The following is a 17,018-nucleotide window of genomic DNA, read 5'->3' on the forward strand; positions in this document are numbered from 1 at the left end:
GACGGTTGCAGCCGTTGCCGGGATCACCTTTTTCTGACATTCGCGAGGCGCTTGTGCCTACGTGTTCCAAAGTGTTTATGGGATAAATCTAGGCCGCGCTCCGCGCGGCCCGTCGCGCTCCGCTTGCGCCGGGCCGCACGTGCCGCAGCCTCCTGAAACAGCCATCCGTTGAGCGATCAAGAACCGGCCCCATGGCATGGGGTACGGGTCGCATGAGTGTTGACATGGGGTGTGGCACCCCATACCCCGCCCCCACCAAGCTCGCTGCGCTCGACGGCCTATTCGGCCTTTGGCGGGTCCCCGGTTTGTCTCCAGAAAGGAGCGCAGCACAGGCTCAGCGAGTGGACACACGGGGGAGACCTGCATAGGCTGGGTTGCGCACGGCCAGGGCAGAGGACAACTGCTCAGGAGTGATCAGACCTTCCTGCGGTTGCACGGGCGCCGGCAATGGCACCGTGCGGGCCTGGAGCGGCTGCAATTGCTGCGGCTGCTGGATACCCTGCGGCATCTGCAATTGCACCTGCTGCTGGGCCGGCTGGGGGCCCTGCTGGTGCTGGGCCCAGTCTACAAAGTAGCCCTGTCTCACGATCTGTTCGCAGACCGAGGCGGTTACCTGCATGAGCGTGGCTTGCTGGGTATAGCACTTGCACTTGGAGCCCATCTGCACACAGGCGGCAGGGTACGGGGCCACCGTGGGCTGGGTCACACCGTCATAGACGGGCGACGTGTGGGGAAAGTCTGGCAATCGCGGCTTGCGGTCCTGCAGGTATTCAAGGGCCGTCATGGGCTTGCGATCACGACCGGAGCCGCCGAACATCGGCATGTCTGCAGCCGCAGACTGGGACCCGGCTGCAGCAGTCGCTGGCTTGTCTGCAATGCCCGACTTGGCTTTGAGCGATGCAATACCAAAGTAGCCCGCGACAACCACTGTTGCGACGGCCGCCAAGCCGATCCACAGCGCCTTGGGAATACGGACCTTGGCAGTATGCAAACTGGCCGAGCGGTACCAACCGAAGACGTGCTTCGGGAAAGGCACCATGGTGACCTCGCCCGTGCTGCCCGACCCGTTGCGCTCGCAGTTCGGATTGACGGCATCCCACTGAATGCAACTCACCAGACTGGAGCCGCCGAAGGTTCGCTTGAGGTGGCGATGCCACCCAGGGGAGCCGATCAGCCGGCGCACGAAGCTATCGATGTTGCCGGGGTGCTGGCTGATCAAGTAGAAGTCAAAGCCACGCCTGCGATGCTCCGCTAGCATCTTGACGTGATCAGGAACCACAGCGCCGGTGGGGCGGTTGGGCAGATCGTTGTGGCATTCGTCCACAAAAAAGATGGTCCCGTCGGGCTCGGCCTGCCAGTCCTTGAAGTCAATCTTTTTCCAGTCCTTGAGTTCACCATCTTCGACCACCTCAAACCGACCGTTGAAGCACACCGGGCGGGTTTCCTTGACCTGCCGTTCGCGGACCCACTTGAGCACATTGAGGGTCTTGCCTGCGCCGTTGGCGCCAGTGATTAGGTACAGCATCAGTTCAGCACCCAGCGCTTGAAAGTGTCACTGTTGAGGCCGTTCAGCAGCATGCTGGCGAACATGGCGCTGAAGACGATGGACAGGGCCGTCCCGACCTTCATGAGAGTGAGCAACTGGACCACGACCGCAGGCAGATGCGCCAAGCTCTGAACGATCAAGTCCTTGAGAAAATCGAGGGCCTTGGATATGCCCACATAGGTGACCACCGACAGGCCCAAGGAGGCCAGGGTACGGCCGACAAAGCCGGCAACGAGGGAGAGCAGCAGCCCTCCGATCATGGGGATGAAAGCAGGCATGGTTACTCCCGTTTGAGCACGATGAAGGCGGCGGAAATCGAGGACAAGATGACCAGCACATGACCCATGAGAACCAGGACCGGACACACCGAGGCCCAGGAGATCACGAAGGAACCGCCACCGGGCAAAGTGACAGTGGTATCGGCAGGGCAAGAGCCGCCGCCGCCTAGAAACTGATCCCGCGTGCTGATGACGGTAGACAAGTCCACTTCACGATTGCCCTCCAGTGATCCAGTGACCTTGCCCTTGCCATCGAGCGCGCGAGCAGCATCGACCAGCTTCATTTCCGGTGTGTCCTTGGCATCGAACATCTCGCAAGCGCGCTTGTGCTGTTCTTTGGCAATCGCGCACTGGATGGCGTCGCCTTCACAGGTGAAGGCACCGCAACTGCCGCCGAACGAGCTAGGTTCCTTGTCGCCGTCCCCATTGCCATTGCCATTGCCGTTGCCGCCGGTGTTGCCCCCAGTGGTGCCGTTGCCGTTGTTGGTGGACGCACCGGTAGCCGTACCACACACCGGGTTCTTGGGGTTCTGCCTGCAGAACTGGGTGCGGTCGACACTGGTTTGCGTGGTGACCGTGGCGCCGCCATCGACTGGCTTTTTGCTTTGACTGATCAAGCACCGGTCACCGGTGCAATTGACATCGGTGCGGATGTCGACCTGCTTACCATCGCCATCGGTGATGCGGGTCCAATCAACGCCGTTGGTGTTGGTGCTGGCGCGATCCACGCAGACGTTGACGCCGTTCACCGAGCCGGTGAATCCGCCGCGGCAGTCCTTGGGAGGCTTGTTCGCTTCGGGGGCCTTATCGGCGTCAGCAGGGTTGTTGGGGTCTTTCTCCAAGCCAAGAGCGCAGGCGAGGCCTGCAGTCGTGCCGGAGGCATTGGTGTTATTGGCCCAAGACTCGCCCTCCGTGATCCAACCGTTGGGCGTCTGAAAAGCTACCTCGCCGGTGAAGCGATGCATGCAGCCGAGAGGCTGACCACTGCCACCCGTGACCCCGGAATTTCGGCATACGCCCATTTCCTCGCCGAGGGGTTGCTTACCGCCGATGCGGCCCACGCGATCGACACCGACAGCGTTGTGCATCACCGCCGCATCAGCACAGCGCTGGTCGTCGGTCTTGTTCTTGGGGTCGGGCACGCAGGCCCCGGAGGCGTCCTTTATCTGGCCCTCGGGGCACTTGTCGTCGGGCTTTTTGACGCAAGCACCATCCTTTGATTCGAAGCCCTCCTTGCACTGGCACTGGCCGTTGACCAACTCGGCGCCTGCCTCGCACTGCTTAGGGACGCACATATATACGCCGGAAGCCTCGACAGTCAATGCAGTGCCAACGCGGCAAAAGGCATAGGAAAAAACGATGTCCGGATTCGGCTGAGACTGGTCGGTCTTGGCGAGGTACCAGCCATCAAAAGGGCCAGGAGCTTTACAAGTCGGGTTGCTCGCATAGTGGCTGCACGTCGAGATACGAGCAGGCTCAGCGCCAGTTTGCGCGTGCACCAAGCCGCCAAAGAGCGCAACCATCAACAGGACGATCAGGCGGAAAAGATTAGCCATGCGGCCCCCAGCACGGCAATGATTACAAATAGTCCCACGACGCCCCCTTTGCGCAGCGCCACCAGTGACGCTATGCAAAAAGGTCCCCGGCCTGCAGACCGAGGACACACGGATCACTTCACCGAACGGCGGACCCAGGCGAAGGTGGCCAGTGCCACGAGGACGCCCAGGACAGCGAGGCCGATCAGGCCGATAGGCGCCTTGGCCTCGCCGATTTCGGTCACCGTAGGGGTCACATCGATGGCCGCTTGAGCCATAGGGGATGCCATGACGGCAGCGGTTGCGAGAGCCACGGCAGCGGCGGTCTTGGCCTTGGCAGAGGCGAACTTTTCACGAACTTGCATGGTTTACCTTTCAGGTAGTTGAGGATCGCTGTGAGACGGCTGGACCATCCTGATTAGCTGGCGGAACACCCAGCCAATGGCCCAGATCACAAGCACAGCACTTGCGATTGCGGCTCCCTCCGCTGGAGACAACTGCAGCGGGGGGAGACTTAATTCATGCACCACCGTGACCGTGCAAGCAGCGGCGCATTCGATGGTGGTCGGGTCAGCCATGGCGCACTCTGAGAGCGCGGGCATACACAGCACGCAGCCAGCGGGGCGCCCCAGGCATCAGGAGCGGACCGCACTGGAAACGCATGCGGGCATGCCAAACACGCTGACGACGATCCTCCCAAGAGGCGAACACATCGCAAAGTCCATCCCACAGGACAGCGAGCAAGGACCAGGACATTGCGCCAAGGAAACCAAAGGCGAACGCCAGCTTTGCCACGGCATAGGCGAGAGCTTCAAGCTCTTGGACACTCATGGCTTAGGCCTTAGCAGGCGCAGGAGCCGGCGCAGCTTGGCGGGCAGGAGGGACAGGGACGAGACCGGTGAGGATGCTCACCACATCGCCCTTGAATTCGCCGTAATCGGGCACCGACAGCGCAAAGGTGGCACGGTAGGTGCCCACCTTGGCGAGGTCCACCAGATCGCGGGGGACGCGCAGACGGCCGACGGTTTCGAGTTCGCCGTCATCGTTCAGGAGTGCCGTGCGGGCAATGGTCGATTCGTAAGGCTTCTGAGTGTTGGGGTCCAATTTCTTGGAGTGCTGGACCTCGACCTTGAGGATTTGGATGGTGCTGGTGTATGCCATGGTGAGTACGCCTTTATGTGGCTGGTTACGAGCATTAGCGCTCTGGGATGCCACCGGGGGAGGCATCACAGAACGGCCGGACTGTTTAGCCCAGCTAAACACTCAGGGAAAAAAAGGGTCCTGGCAGCAGAAGTAAAGGAAAAAACACAGGCTGTAAAACAGGACGAACGCCACGAGGACCGAATCCGGAGGCCTGTCCTTCATGGCTGCACCACCTGAACAGAGGCGCAAGAGAGCCACTTGACAGCCAATTCGGCAGAGGTAAGCAACCCACCCTGCGCAGCAGCAAACTGGACAAGGCAGCGACCAGTGCGAACACGCTGCACAGTGGCCCGGTAGCCGTGCCAGGACACGGTTAGACCGCGCTTAACGAGCTTGTCGTTTAGATCGAGGTTTGACGCCATATCACGCCCCAGACCCAACGGATAACATCGACGCCGGAGGAACACCAAAAATGCAGACCCTGCAAGCATTCCAGACGGAGTTAACGCGCGCCGCGCTATTCTTTTTCGCTATCCAATTGATAGCGCTGATCATTGGGATATGGATCACATACGTGGTCATCAAATGCGCGATCCGGGACGGCATCAACGAATCCAGGCTTGGGGACAGATGGCAACGGACAGTAGAGATCAGCAGGGCGACGGGAGACGAGCTACCGCCGATGCGCGCGGAAAGGTGACGGCTCATGTCAGCACCAGTGACGACACACATAGCCGTCAGCGTAGACAGTCGCCCAAGGACTGCCAACAGGCCCAGAGACGTAAGCCGAATGGCCACCACTTGGCATGTCACGCGGCGCATCCATACCACCGCAAGCCCATTCGGGCGTCAGGTAACAGTCGTAGGCGTCATCACGCAGACCGCCAGCAGGACGATGCGCCTCCCAAGGGCCAACAAACGGAATGCACCCCCCACTGCTGCCGCTGGACTGAGCTACCAATCCAGCATCCGCGCTGGGATCAGGCACCGGAACAGCAGGGGGAGTGCAATCATTAGCCGCCTCAGCACCGAAGAATTCGGCAGCGTAGACGGCAGGGAAATCCGAAGAGACAGAATGCAGCATGGGTAGCTCCATGAGGGATCGACCAATCACCACACCAGCCGGGCCGCTTTCGACACCGATGCCAGCCCATTCCAGGGCTTGTCACTGTCAATCCCCGCTGCTTCTGGCAGTAGCCCTTACGGGCGCGGGGAAGGGTGGTAAACTAAAACCGTTACCGGTAACCGTTACGGGTTATCAGTAGCAGTAACCAAATTATGCCACTGGGAGCAGAAATATGCTATTGAATATGCCTATTACTCCAGCAAGGTTGATTGATCTTGCTAAAGATAGAAGCGGGATGGAACTGCAAGCCATGGCCGCAGAGCTTGGCTACAACAAAACCCGGATCACCAAACTAAAAGCAGGTAGCTGCAGCTTGACCCCCACCGAGGTGAAGTACTACTCAGATAAGGCCGAACTGCCGTTTGAGGAAACGATATGCGAGCTAGAGGTCATGAAGAACCCCGCTGCAGCGAGGGTGTGGGGCATAGCAGCAATGGCGAGGAACCCATAATTTCATCGCTCATGAACTTGCTGCCGCTGCCCGCCTTTACCGACAACTACATCTGGATGCTGCACGACGCGCAGGCTGCGGTCGTGGTCGATCCGGGAGAAGCGGGCCCGGTGTTGCAGGCATTGCAAACCCTGGACCTGCCATTGCAGGCGATTCTAGTCACGCACCACCACGCCGATCATGTCGGCGGCGTGCCGGCGCTGCGCGAGGCCACTGGCGCCCGCGTCTTCGGACCCGCGCACGAAACCGTGCCCGAGCCCATCGCCCGCCTGGTGCAGGGCGACACGGCCGAGGTGCTGGGCCTGCGCTTTCAGGTTTTCGACGTGCCCGGCCACACGGCGGGGCACATCGCCTACTACGCCCCCGATGTGAACGGCGCCCCCGTGCTGTTCTGCGGGGACACCCTCTTTTCCGGCGGCTGCGGCCGGCTGTTCGAAGGCACGCCCGCGCAGATGCAGGCGTCGCTCGACACCCTGGCCGCGCTGCCGGGCGACACCCGTGTGTGCTGTGCACACGAGTACACGCTGTCCAACCTGAAGTTCGCCCGGGCGGTGGAGCCCGGCAACGGGGCGTTGCGGCAATACACCCGCGACTGCGAGGCGCTGCGGCAGCAGGGCCGGCCCACGCTGCCCTCGCGCCTGGCCACCGAGCGCGACATCAACCCTTTCCTGCGCACGCGGCAACCCACGGTGGCCCAGGCCGCCCGGGCCTTCGATGCGCAGGTCGATCCCCAAGATGCAGTGGCCGTTCTCGCGGCGCTGCGCCAATGGAAAAACGAGTTTCAATGAAAATTTTGCACATCCTGGGCCTGGCAAGCGTGGTCTGGCTCACCGGCTGCGCCACGCAAGGCACGTCGCCCGGAAGCGCCGCGAACAAGGACGGTTCTGCGCCGGCCACCACCGACACCTCGTCTTCTTCCCACACCCCCCTGATCCCCTCCGGGCCGCTGCAGCCGATCTCGGCCGTGCAGGCCAGCAACGGCGAGGTGGCATCGCTCTACGCGCCCTCCGACCTGTGGGACCGCATCCGCCGCGGTTTCGCCATGCCCGACCTGGACCAGGACCTCGTGCGCGACCGCGAGCAGTGGTATGCCACGCGCCCCGACTACATGCAGCGCATGACCGAGCGCTCGAGCAAATACCTGTTCCACATCGTCGAAGAGCTCGAACTGCGGGGGATGCCCACCGAGCTGGCCCTGCTGCCCTACATCGAGAGCGCCTTCAATCCGCAGGCCGTCTCCAGCGCCAAGGCCGCCGGCATGTGGCAGTTCATGCCGGCCACCGGCAGCGACTACCAGCTCAAGCAGAACGCCTTCCGCGACGACCGCCGCGACGTGCTGGCCTCCACGCGCGCCGCGCTCGACTACCTGCAGCGCCTGTACGGCATGTTCGGCGACTGGCACCTGGCATTGGCCGCCTACAACTGGGGCGAAGGCAGCGTGAGCCGGGCCATCGCCCGCAACCAGAAGCTGGGCCTGGGCACCAGCTACACCGAACTCACCATGCCGGCCGAAACCCGCATGTACGTGCCCAAGCTGCAGGCGGTGAAGAACATCGTCGCCAACCCGCAGGCGTTTCGCACCGAATTGCCGCTCATCGAAAACCACCCCTACTTCCAGACGGTGGACATCACGCACGACATCGATGTCTCGCTGGTGGCCAGCCTGGCCGGGGTGCGCGAAGAGGACTTCCGCGCGCTCAACCCCTCGCTGCACCGCCCCGTGATCCTGGCCGCGGGCATGCCGCAAATCCTGCTGCCCTGGGACAACGCCAAGGTGTTCCTCAAGAACCTGGAAGCCCACCGCGAAGGCCAGTACGCCAGCTGGACGGTCTGGAGCGTGCCCACCACCATGACGGTGGCGACCGCCGCCCAACGCGTCGGCATGAGCGAGAACGACCTGCGCAGCGTGAACCGCATTCCGCCACGCATGATGATCAAGGCGGGCTCGGCCCTGATGGTGCCCCGCGCCACCACCACGCGCCAGGACGTGTCCAGCCAGGTGGCAGACAACGGGCAGGTCGCTTTCACGCCGGAAATCGTCACGCGGCGCACCACGGTGCGCGCCGGCAAGCGCGACTCGGTCGCCAGCATCGCCAACCGCTACAAGGTGAGCGCCGCCAACGTGGCCGAATGGAACGACGTCAAGGCCAACGCCGCTTTCAAGGCCGGCCAGCAGGTCGTGATGTATCTGCCGGTGAAGCTGGCCGCCACCTCGTCCGCGCGCCCGGCCATCAAGCAGACCTCCACGCGAGGCGCCAAGGCCCCTGCGGCCCCCACCCGCAAGGGTGGAACGCCCTCGCGCAAGAAGCGCTGAGCGGCAGGCCGGGCTGGGCCGAATCAAGGCATCGCCCCGGCGAGGCTGGCCGTCCAGCGCTGGCGCGGGGCGGCCCGGCAAGCATGCGCTTCAGAGGCGCAGGTTGTGCATGCCGACCAGTCCCAGCACGCCCATCACGATGAGGTACAGGGCCACGATGTAATTCAGCAGGCGGGGCATGACCAGGATCAGGATGCCTGCGATCAGGGAAACGAGGGGGCCGATACTGAGGTTCAGCGACATGGAAAGATCCTTGTTGGAGTGATGGAATGAAGGAGCGCAATCGGTGCGTTGCAGCGCCGTGGCAAGACCGCCGTCGGCGCCCCGTCGACTCTAGCGCCACACCCTTGCCGCCGTGTGTCGGACAGTTCAGCCAAAGTGCCGGCCGCCCCCGGCACGGCACCGTGTGCCCCCCACCCTTCAGGCGTTGAACTTCTGCTTGGCCTTGCGCGCGAATTCGTTCGTGAACGTGCGCCCCAGATCGATCTTGAGCGGCGCCAGTTCGGATCGCAGGCGGGCCACCACCCGCGCCGCGTTGGCCGGGCCGTCATCGGGCATGAGGCCGTCGGGCGAGAAGGTGTCGCGCACCTTGTGGAATGCCGCTAGGTAGGCGCCCCGCTCGCCCAGCAGGTAGCCGGACGGCACGGCGCGCACCAGGTCGGCCGGGCTGGCCGTCTGCAGCCATTTGAGGGCATGGACCATGGCGTTGGCCAGGGCCTGCGAGCGGGCCGGCTGCTTTTGCACGAACGACTGCGGCGCATAGAGGCTGGCGGCCGGCATGGTGCCGCCGAACAGCTCCTGCGACCCTTTGAGCGAGCGCGTGTCGCACATCACCCGCACCTCGGCGCGCTGCTCGAGCGCGCTAACGATCGGGTCGGCATGGCACAGCGCATGCACCCGCCCCTGTCGCAGCGCGGCCACCGCCCCGAGGGCGGAGCCCACGCCGACGAAGGACACCTCGTCCAGCGGCGCGCCGTCCCGCGACAGCATCAATTGCGCCACATGGTGGGTGGAAGACCCCAGGGCCGACACGCCCACGCGCATGCCTTTGAAGCGGCTCACGCTCTTGACAGGCCAGGCCCGCGCCGATGCCGCCAGAGCCAGCTGCGGCGCACGCCCCTGCAGCACGATGGTGCAATAGCTGCGGCCCAGCAGTTGCTGGCGCAGCACGTGGTCGTAGGCGCCCGAGCACACGTCGGCCTCGCCGTCCTGCAGTGCCTGCAGGGCCAGGGCACCGCCCGGGTAGTCCTGAACCACCACGTGCAGCCCCTCGGACCGGAAGAAACCCAGCTCCTGAGCGATGGTCAGCGGCAGGTGGTACAGCAGCCCCGAGCCCCCGACCGCCACCCGCAGCGGACCGGTCCCGGCCGTGAACGGCGACGGCACCGCCAAGGCATCCGCACCCGCCCAGCCCGCCATCGAAAGGGCGGACAAGGTACCGAAGTGGCGGCGGCGGATGCGAGGAAAATCCATGGGAAAAAGCGAATTCAAGAAAATGCTGCAGTGCAGCAATCGTGCCACCTGCGCGCAGCCGCCCCGTCAGGGCAATCCCTGAGGGACATGAACGGAAAGTCGGGTTAATAGGATGGGTGCCAGGGCGATCCAGGCAGGTGGATCACCGCGACATGACCGCGGCGCCGCCTCAGCGGTAGCCGGTGAAGAGAATGGCGATGTTGACCACCAGCGCCCCCAGCCACACGGCGCTGCGGGCGGTGGGCAGGTCGGACACGTACATCATCACGTAGAAGACGCGCAGCATCACGAAGAGGAACGCCAGGATATCCAGCAGCGTCTGCCCGGCCCCCAACTGGTGCGCGATCACCACCGCACCGATGAAGAACGGCAGCGCCTCGAAGGTGTTGGACTGCGCGGCCAGCGCGCGGGCGCGCCAGTCGGTCTGCCGGGAGGCCCACCCTCGCGGATCGCGGTTGTCGGACACCTGGAAGCTGCCGCGCTTGGCGATCAGGGCGCACACTATGGGCAGCAGCGCCATCAGGAGCACGCACCAGTAGGCGACGGTGAAATGCGCGACATGCAGGGAATTCATGGTTCAAGCCTTTTCATGCTCCAGCGCAACTGAGTATTGCGCTGGCAGCTATCAATTTTATAGTGTCAGCGGCGATCGACCAGCGCATGCGCGATGGTGCCCAGGTCCACGTATTCCAGTTCGCTGCCCACCGGAACGCCGCGGGCCAGCCGGGTGACGTGCAGCCCCCGGCTCTTGAGTGCCTCGCTGATGACATAGGCCGTGGCCTCGCCCTCGGCCGTGAAATTGGTGGCCAGGATCACCTCCTGCACCACGCCATCGGTGGCCCGCTCCATGAGCTTTTGCAGCCCGATGTCCTTCGGACCCACCCCGTCCAGTGGCGACAGCCGCCCCATGAGCACGAAATACAGCCCGCGAAACGCCGCCGTACGCTCCAGCGCGGCCTGATCGGCCGGGGTTTCCACCACGGCCAGCCGGCTGGCATCGCGTTCCGGGTCCAGGCAGGTGTCGCACACCGCGGCTTCGGTGAAGGTGTGGCAGCGTTCGCAGTGGTGCACCGACACCGTCGCCTCATGGAGCGCCCGCGACAGCACCTCGGCGCCTTCGCGGTCGTGCTGCAGCAGATGGAAGGCCATGCGCTGCGCCGACTTCACGCCCACGCCCGGCAGGCGGCGCAGCGCCTGGACCAGGGCATCGAGGGAATTGGTGTCGGACATGCAAGGCGCCGTTCAAGAATCAAGAAAACATGCCCGTGAAGGGCATGGAAAGGGTGCGGCAAGCCCGGCGGCCGCAAACGGAAGGCAAGCGAACGATCCGGCCCCTGTCCAAGCCATCCACCGGCGCTCCAGCCGCTGCAGTCGCACGGACTGGGACGGCCGCCTGTCTCAGAAAGGGAATTTCATTCCGGGAGGCAGTCCCGGCATGCCCGCAGTCAGCTTGCCCATCTTCTCCTGCGAGGTTTCTTCGGCCTTGCGCACGGCCGCATTGAAAGCGGCAGCCACCAGGTCTTCGAGCATGTCCTTGTCATCGGCCAACAGGCTGGGGTCGATGGTCACGCGCTTGACGTCGTGCTTGCAGGTCATGAGCACCTTCACCAGGCCCGCGCCGGATTCGCCTTCCACTTCGATGTTGCCGAGTTCGTCCTGGGCCTTCTTCAGGTTGTCCTGCATGGCCTGGGCCTGCTTCATGAGGCCGGCGAGTTGTCCCTTGTTGAACATGTGAGTTTTCCTTTTCTGATGGGAATGAAGGGGAGGCTTGAATGAATGAGCGAATGAACCGTGGGACAGATGGCAACGACTTCCGTCACGCCGGCTTGATGCTGCCCGGCACGATCTTGGCGCCGAAGTCCCGCACCAGCGTCTGCACGTACGGGTCGTTGTGCACGATCTCCTCGGCCACGCGCTGGCGCTCTGCCGCCGCGGCCGCATTGCGCCGCGCCGGGCTGTCGATGACCACGCCCAGTTCGACGCTGATCTGGGTCGCATGGCCCGCGGCCTCCAACGCCGCCCGCAGGCGCTCGCGCGCCACCGGCTGGTTGAGCGATTCGCGCTCCACGCGCAGCAGCCAGTGTCCGGCGTCACGCGCCACCAACTGGGACTGCAGGGCCAACTCCCGCACCAGCGCCGCAATGGCCTCGGCAGCCACCAGTTGCTGCACGGTGGCGTGCCAGACATCGCCCTCTTCCGTGGCCGTGTAGCGGGCGGATGCAGGAAGGGAGCCCGTCGGCGCGAGCGGCTGCAGGCGCGCGCCCGGTTCGGGCGACGTGCGCACGGGGATCGCCATGTATTCGGGCGACGACGGCGCCGACGCCACCGGTCGTTGCGCAGGCGCTGGCACAGGCGCAGGTGGGGCCGCCGCGCGGCGGAAATCCTCGGCCGAATGGACCGGCAGCCGCACAGGGGCCGCTGCCGGCCCCGGCTCGCCGGGAGAGGGCTGCACCGGCGCCGCAGCGTCTTCCCACGGAGGCGCGGAATCGGGCGCGGGCACCGGCGTGGCTGCAACGGATGGTTCCGTCTCGGCAACAACGGCGCTGGCGGCCTGCGCCGGCACCGGCGCTGCAGGCGCACCCGCATCGCGCGCCGATTCGGCCGCCGGCCGCTGCAATGGCATCGCATCGGTGGCGGTTGCCCCCCGGGTCGCGGGCTGCGCGGGTGCCGGCTCAACCGGCGTCAGAGTTTTTTTTTCAGCCGAAGGGGCCGGGGCGGCCGAGCCATCCGCCGGCTTGAAGGCCAGCAACCGCAGCAACGCCATGGTCAGCGCTGCGTATTCGTCCGGGGCCAGCCCCAGTTCGGCACGGCCGTGCAGGCAAATGCTGTAGAGCAGCTGGGTTTCGTCTGCGGGCATCTGTGCGGCCAGGCGGGCGATTTCCACGGCCTCGGGGTCGTTGGCATCCAGCGCCTGGGCCATGTTCGGCACGGCCTGCATGACGGCCATGCGCTGGAGCACCGCGCTCATCTCCTCCAGCGTGGAGGCGGCAGACAAGCCGTTCAAGCGCAGGGCATCGGAGGTTTCCACCACCGTGCGGCCATCGCCCTGGGCCAGGGCCTCGATCAGGCGGAACACGTACGACCGGTCCACACTGCCCAGCATCTGGCGCACGCCCGCTTCCTGCAACTGGCCGCTGCCGAACGCGATGGCCTGGTCGGTGAGCGAAAGCGCATCGCGCATCGAGCCCCGCGCCGCACGCGACAGCAGGCGAAGCGCCTGGGGTTCGGCCGGCACGTTCTCCTGCGCCAGAACGCGTCCCAGGTGCTCGAGCACCGTCTCGGGCGCCATCGGGCGCAGGTTGAACTGCAGGCAGCGCGAGAGCACCGTGACCGGCACCTTCTGCGGATCGGTCGTGGCCAGCACGAACTTGAGGTATTCGGGCGGCTCTTCCAGCGTCTTCAGCATGGCGTTGAACGCCGTGTTGGTGAGCATGTGCACTTCGTCGATCATGAAGACCTTGAAGCGCCCCTGCACCGGCTTGTAGACCGCCTGCTCCAGCAGGCCCTGCACTTCGTCCACGCCGCGGTTGGAGGCGGCATCGAGCTCGGTGTAGTCCACGAAGCGGCCGCTGTCGATGTCGGTGCAGGCCTGGCACACGCCGCAAGGGGTGGCCGTGATGCCGCCCTGCCCGTCCGGCCCCTGGCAATTGAGCGACTTGGCCAGGATCCGCGACACCGTGGTCTTGCCCACGCCGCGCGTGCCGGTGAAAAGATAGGCATGGTGCAGCCGCTGCTGCGTGAGCGCATTGGACAGCGCCTGCACCACATGCTCCTGGCCCACCATCTCCGAGAAGGTCTTGGGACGGTATTTGCGGGCGAGCACGAGGTAAGACATGGGGGGATTCTATGTGGCTGGGCGCGCCCTCCCGGATCGCCGGGGTACCGATTCCACACCGCGCACCGGTGCGCCCCGCTGTCAGGCCACCGTGGCCAACACCTGCACGGCGTGCAGGGTCGGCCCGGCCGGAACGGCCTGCTTTATCGCCTACAATCGGCGGTGACGGGCCTCCCCGCATGGTGAAGCAGCCAACCGGGTCAGGTGGGGAACCAAGCAGCCCTAACTGTAGAGTCAGTGCCGGGGGTAAGGCTCGTCAACTATCTTTCCAGCCATCCCTGCCAAGCCTTTCACGGCCCTTGGCGCAGGGCATGTCCCCTCAAAGCGGTCCACGCCGCGGCTTTTTTCCCTTTCCAAAACTCTCGCGACATCCGGCTCGGCCAATCCAGTGACCGGCAAGCGCCGCCTGGGCACTCACCGCTCGCAGCCTGAGCCCTGCGCATCCTGTGCGTTCCCTGCAACGCGCATGTTCCAACCCAACTCACGGAAACAGGCAACGGCATCGGCATGCGTGGATGGGGCATGTTCCATGCCTTCTTGCCAAGCCTGTCCTGTGCAGTGGCTGCTTTTGTCTATTGGCGTATGCCCAAGAAAGCCAGACCTGCCCCCGCCGACTGTCATGCCAAGCCGGCCGTTCAAGGCTTAAGACCCCAGGCGACTTTCCAAAATATTCACATTTAGCATTTTCAAGTTACCATTTGTTTCTTTTGAGGAGCCGATATGGCAGAAGGTCAAGCGCAAGGAACCGCCTACCTGTGCGACACGGCTGATGCGCCACCGGCGGCCGAGCCGGCGCGTGTCGCCAGTGCCAGCCCGTCTGTGATCGAGGAAAAGTCCAACGCCAAGCCGCTGGACCAGTTCACGTTCGAAAAGATGCGGCGCGTCAACGGCTCCCTCCTTGCGTTCGGCTCCCTGGGCTGGCTGGCGGCGTGGTGGACGGCCGCGCCCACCTACCACTACGACAACATCCTGTTCGCCCTGCTGGCGATCGCCTTCTACTGCTGCATCATCACATCGATGTTCGCAAGCACCCCTGGCAGGGTCGTGCTGGCCGCCTTGCCGGCCTGTGGCTTGCTGGCCCACGGGTTCTGGCTGCTGTCGGTGCCGAGCCCGGTCGGGGTCTACTTCTGCCTGGCCCTGGGGGTGGCCTTCACGCTGCTGATCGCCTTCATGTTCATTTCGAAATGGCAGTACCTGGCATCCGTGGCCGTCATCTGGCTCGCGTTCGGGCACGGCGATTTCCAGCAGATGCGTTCCGCGCACGACCCCGTCTGGAGCATGCTGATCGTCACCCTGTCGTCGCTGTGCGGGATGCTGCTGAACATGGCCCTCTTTCGCCTGCGGGAAGACAGCCATCGGCAGCAACTGGAACTGGAAACCCTGGCCTACCAGGATGCGCTGACCGGCCTGGCCAACCGCCGCAGCCTGCTCAAGCACATGCAGTCGCTGCAGGACGCCGGGTACATCGAAGGCCTGTATTTCATGATGATCGACATCGATGACTTCAAGTCGATCAACGACCAGTTCGGGCACGACCAGGGCGACGTGGTGCTGAAGGACGTGGCGTCGGCATTGAAGCGGCAGGCCGGCCGGCACCTGTGCGGCCGCCTGGGCGGCGAGGAGTTCGGCGTGGTGGTGGAGGCCGCCACGTTGCCCGAGGCCTGTGAACTCGCCCAGGCGCTGGTCAACACCGTGAACACGCTGTACGCGGTGCCCGTGGACCACCCTGCCTTCCAGGGCCGCCGGCTGTCCATCAGCGCCGGCCTGACCCGCGGGGAGGCGGACTGCACCACCTCCGAACTGATCCGGCGCGCGGACCTGGGCCTTTACCGGGCCAAGCGCGAAGGCAAGAATCGTTTCTGCATGCACTTCGGCCCCGACGGCGAGGCGCCCCCGGCAGCGACGGCACCGCCCCAGCCCCAGCCTCAAAGCGCCTGATCAGGCGCGCTGCAGCCAGGCCTTCGCCCCTTCGGCAGCCGCCATGCCGCTGGCCATGCAGGCCGTCATCAGGTAGCCGCCCGTGGGGGCCTCCCAGTCCAGCATTTCTCCCGCGCAGAAAACACCGGGCAGGGCCGTCAGCATGAGGCGGCCATCCATCGCCTCGAACGGCACCCCGCCCGCGGTGCTGATGGCTTCGTCCAGCGGACGGGCCGCGCCCACGGTGATGGGCAGCGCCTTGATGGCCTGGGCCAGGGCGGTGGCGTCGTTCATGCCCTCCTTGCCCAGTTGCTCGTACAGGATGCCCATCTTGATGCCGTCCAGCCCCAGGCGGCTCTTGAGGTGGCTACTGAGGCTGCGGGCACCGCGCGGATGGCGCACTTCCTTGAGCACGCGCTCGGGCGTGTGGTCGGGCAGCAGATCCAGGGTGAACGTGGCATGGCCATGCGCCTCGATCTCGTCGCGCAGCAGGCTGGAGACCGCGTAGATCAGGCTGCCCTCCACGCCGGTGGCCGTGGCCACGAACTCGCCCCGGCGGCTGAACGTGCGCCCCTGGTGGTCGGAGAAATGCAGCGCGACCGATTTGAAGGGCTGTCCGGCAAAGCGCTCGGTGAAATGCGGCGTCCAGCCGGCCGGATCGGGTGCCCGCCCCATCAGCTCGCGCAGGAATTCCCGCCGCGTCTCGCCTGCCTGGGCGCCACCGGCACGCACCGTGTCGAAGCCGCAGTTGGCCGGGCGCAGCGGGGCCACGGGCACGCCCTTTTCGGCCAGCAGCGGCACCCACGCGCCGTCGGAGCCCAGCCGGGCCCAGCTGCCACCCCCCAGCGACAGCACCACGGCCCGGGCCTGCACCGGCACCAGGCCCGCAGGGCTGGTGAAACCCAGTGTCATGGCGGCCGCATCGCCGTCCTGCGCGGCGCCCTCGTCGCTCCAGCCCAGCCAGCGGTGGCGCATGTGGAACACCACCCCCTGCCCGCGCAAGCGGTGCAGCCAGGCGCGCAGCAGCGGCGCGGCCTTCATGTCGGAGGGGAACACCCGGCCCGAGGTGCCGACGAAGGTCTCCACCCCCAAGCCCTGCGCCCAAGCGCGCACCGCATCGGCGCCGAAGGCCTGCAGCAGGGGCTCGATGGCGGCACGGCGATCGCTGAAGCGGGCCGCGAACGGCTCGAACGCCTCGGAGTGCGTGAGGTTGAGCCCCCCCTTGCCCGCCAGCAGAAACTTGCGCCCCACGGAAGGCATGGCGTCGAACAAATGCACGGCCAGGCCGCCACGGGCCAGCACTTCGGCCGCCATCAGGCCGGCGGGGCCGCCGCCGATCACGGCGACATCACAGGCCAGCACGGGGGCGATCGATTCGGAAACAGTCATCTTCAACCTTT

Annotated in this window: 17 protein-coding genes and 1 other RNA gene; 6 read left to right on the forward strand and 12 right to left on the reverse strand. The window is 65.1% G+C overall.

Annotated features, from left to right (window positions below):
- Positions 1-334: 334 nt before the first annotated feature.
- From AVAK2825_RS16635 to AVAK2825_RS16655, 5 genes are all read right to left on the reverse strand, one after another.
- Positions 335-1,525 carry a zonular occludens toxin domain-containing protein gene (locus tag AVAK2825_RS16635; RefSeq protein WP_284400923.1) on the reverse strand — a complete coding sequence of 397 codons (1,191 nt, stop codon included), beginning with the start codon at positions 1,523-1,525 and terminating at the stop codon, positions 335-337.
- Complete coding sequence (locus AVAK2825_RS16640) at positions 1,525-1,824, reverse strand: DUF2523 domain-containing protein (RefSeq protein WP_284400925.1); 300 nt, start codon at positions 1,822-1,824, stop codon at positions 1,525-1,527. Before AVAK2825_RS16640 ends, AVAK2825_RS16635 begins: the two co-directional genes overlap by 1 nt.
- 2 nt (positions 1,825-1,826) lie before the next feature.
- Positions 1,827-3,380 carry a virulence factor TspB C-terminal domain-related protein gene (locus tag AVAK2825_RS16645; protein ID WP_284400927.1) on the reverse strand — a complete coding sequence of 518 codons (1,554 nt, stop codon included), beginning with the start codon at positions 3,378-3,380 and terminating at the stop codon, positions 1,827-1,829.
- 113 nt (positions 3,381-3,493) lie between these two features.
- A complete protein-coding gene (locus AVAK2825_RS16650; RefSeq protein WP_284400929.1) occupies positions 3,494-3,724 on the reverse strand; it encodes a major capsid protein in 231 nt (76 codons plus the stop codon).
- A 469-nt stretch (positions 3,725-4,193) separates the two neighbouring features.
- The gene (locus AVAK2825_RS16655; RefSeq protein WP_284400931.1) at positions 4,194-4,520 is read right to left on the reverse strand and encodes a hypothetical protein; all 327 of its coding nucleotides are present in this window, start codon (positions 4,518-4,520) and stop codon (positions 4,194-4,196) included.
- 454 nt (positions 4,521-4,974) lie between these two features.
- Between AVAK2825_RS16655 and AVAK2825_RS16660 the strand changes: the two genes are divergently transcribed.
- The 4 genes from AVAK2825_RS16660 (at position 4,975) to AVAK2825_RS16675 (ending at position 8,393) form a co-directional block, all read left to right on the forward strand.
- A complete protein-coding gene (locus tag AVAK2825_RS16660) occupies positions 4,975-5,202 on the forward strand; it encodes a hypothetical protein (protein WP_284400933.1) in 228 nt (75 codons plus the stop codon).
- A gap of 661 nt (positions 5,203-5,863) precedes the next feature.
- Positions 5,864-6,079 carry a hypothetical protein gene (locus AVAK2825_RS16665; RefSeq protein ID WP_284400935.1) on the forward strand — a complete coding sequence of 72 codons (216 nt, stop codon included), beginning with the start codon at positions 5,864-5,866 and terminating at the stop codon, positions 6,077-6,079.
- Between the two features lie 11 nt (positions 6,080-6,090).
- Positions 6,091-6,867, forward strand: coding sequence for a hydroxyacylglutathione hydrolase (gloB, locus tag AVAK2825_RS16670; protein WP_284400939.1), 777 nt, complete (start codon positions 6,091-6,093; stop codon positions 6,865-6,867).
- A complete protein-coding gene (locus tag AVAK2825_RS16675) occupies positions 6,864-8,393 on the forward strand; it encodes a transglycosylase SLT domain-containing protein (protein WP_284400941.1) in 1,530 nt (509 codons plus the stop codon). The genes gloB and AVAK2825_RS16675 overlap by 4 nt, the downstream gene beginning before the upstream one ends.
- A gap of 90 nt (positions 8,394-8,483) precedes the next feature.
- Here the strand turns inward: AVAK2825_RS16675 and AVAK2825_RS16680 are convergent, their stop codons facing one another.
- The 6 genes from AVAK2825_RS16680 to dnaX form a co-directional block, all read right to left on the reverse strand.
- Positions 8,484-8,636, reverse strand: coding sequence for a DUF3096 domain-containing protein (locus tag AVAK2825_RS16680; protein WP_272547845.1), 153 nt, complete (start codon positions 8,634-8,636; stop codon positions 8,484-8,486).
- Positions 8,637-8,813: 177 nt separating this feature from the next.
- Positions 8,814-9,866, reverse strand: a complete 1,053-nt coding sequence (locus AVAK2825_RS16685; protein WP_284400948.1) for an ABC transporter substrate-binding protein — start codon at positions 9,864-9,866, stop codon at positions 8,814-8,816.
- Between the two features lie 169 nt (positions 9,867-10,035).
- The gene (locus AVAK2825_RS16690) at positions 10,036-10,440 is read right to left on the reverse strand and encodes an MAPEG family protein (RefSeq protein ID WP_284400950.1); all 405 of its coding nucleotides are present in this window, start codon (positions 10,438-10,440) and stop codon (positions 10,036-10,038) included.
- 65 nt (positions 10,441-10,505) lie between these two features.
- Positions 10,506-11,096 (reverse strand): recombination mediator RecR, encoded by a 591-nt coding sequence (gene recR / locus AVAK2825_RS16695; RefSeq protein WP_284400952.1) that lies wholly within the window; start codon positions 11,094-11,096, stop codon positions 10,506-10,508.
- Between the two features lie 168 nt (positions 11,097-11,264).
- Complete coding sequence (locus tag AVAK2825_RS16700; protein ID WP_272568985.1) at positions 11,265-11,597, reverse strand: YbaB/EbfC family nucleoid-associated protein; 333 nt, start codon at positions 11,595-11,597, stop codon at positions 11,265-11,267.
- Positions 11,598-11,682: 85 nt separating this feature from the next.
- Positions 11,683-13,701 carry a DNA polymerase III subunit gamma/tau gene (gene dnaX / locus AVAK2825_RS16705; protein WP_284400955.1) on the reverse strand — a complete coding sequence of 673 codons (2,019 nt, stop codon included), beginning with the start codon at positions 13,699-13,701 and terminating at the stop codon, positions 11,683-11,685.
- 164 nt (positions 13,702-13,865) lie between these two features.
- Between dnaX and ffs the strand changes: the two genes are divergently transcribed.
- Positions 13,866-13,962, forward strand: an RNA gene (gene ffs, locus AVAK2825_RS16710) — signal recognition particle sRNA small type.
- 459 nt (positions 13,963-14,421) lie between these two features.
- The gene (locus AVAK2825_RS16715; protein WP_284400957.1) at positions 14,422-15,639 is read left to right on the forward strand and encodes a GGDEF domain-containing protein; all 1,218 of its coding nucleotides are present in this window, start codon (positions 14,422-14,424) and stop codon (positions 15,637-15,639) included.
- Here AVAK2825_RS16715 and AVAK2825_RS16720 read toward each other — a convergent pair whose 3' ends face one another.
- On the reverse strand, positions 15,640-17,007 hold the full coding sequence (locus tag AVAK2825_RS16720) for a TIGR03862 family flavoprotein (RefSeq protein WP_284400959.1): 1,368 nt from the start codon (positions 17,005-17,007) through the stop codon (positions 15,640-15,642). It lies immediately after the preceding gene.
- Positions 17,008-17,018 lie beyond the last annotated feature (11 nt).

Source organism: Acidovorax sp. SUPP2825 (assembly GCF_030158995.1).
Lineage (GTDB): Bacteria > Pseudomonadota > Gammaproteobacteria > Burkholderiales > Burkholderiaceae_C > Paracidovorax.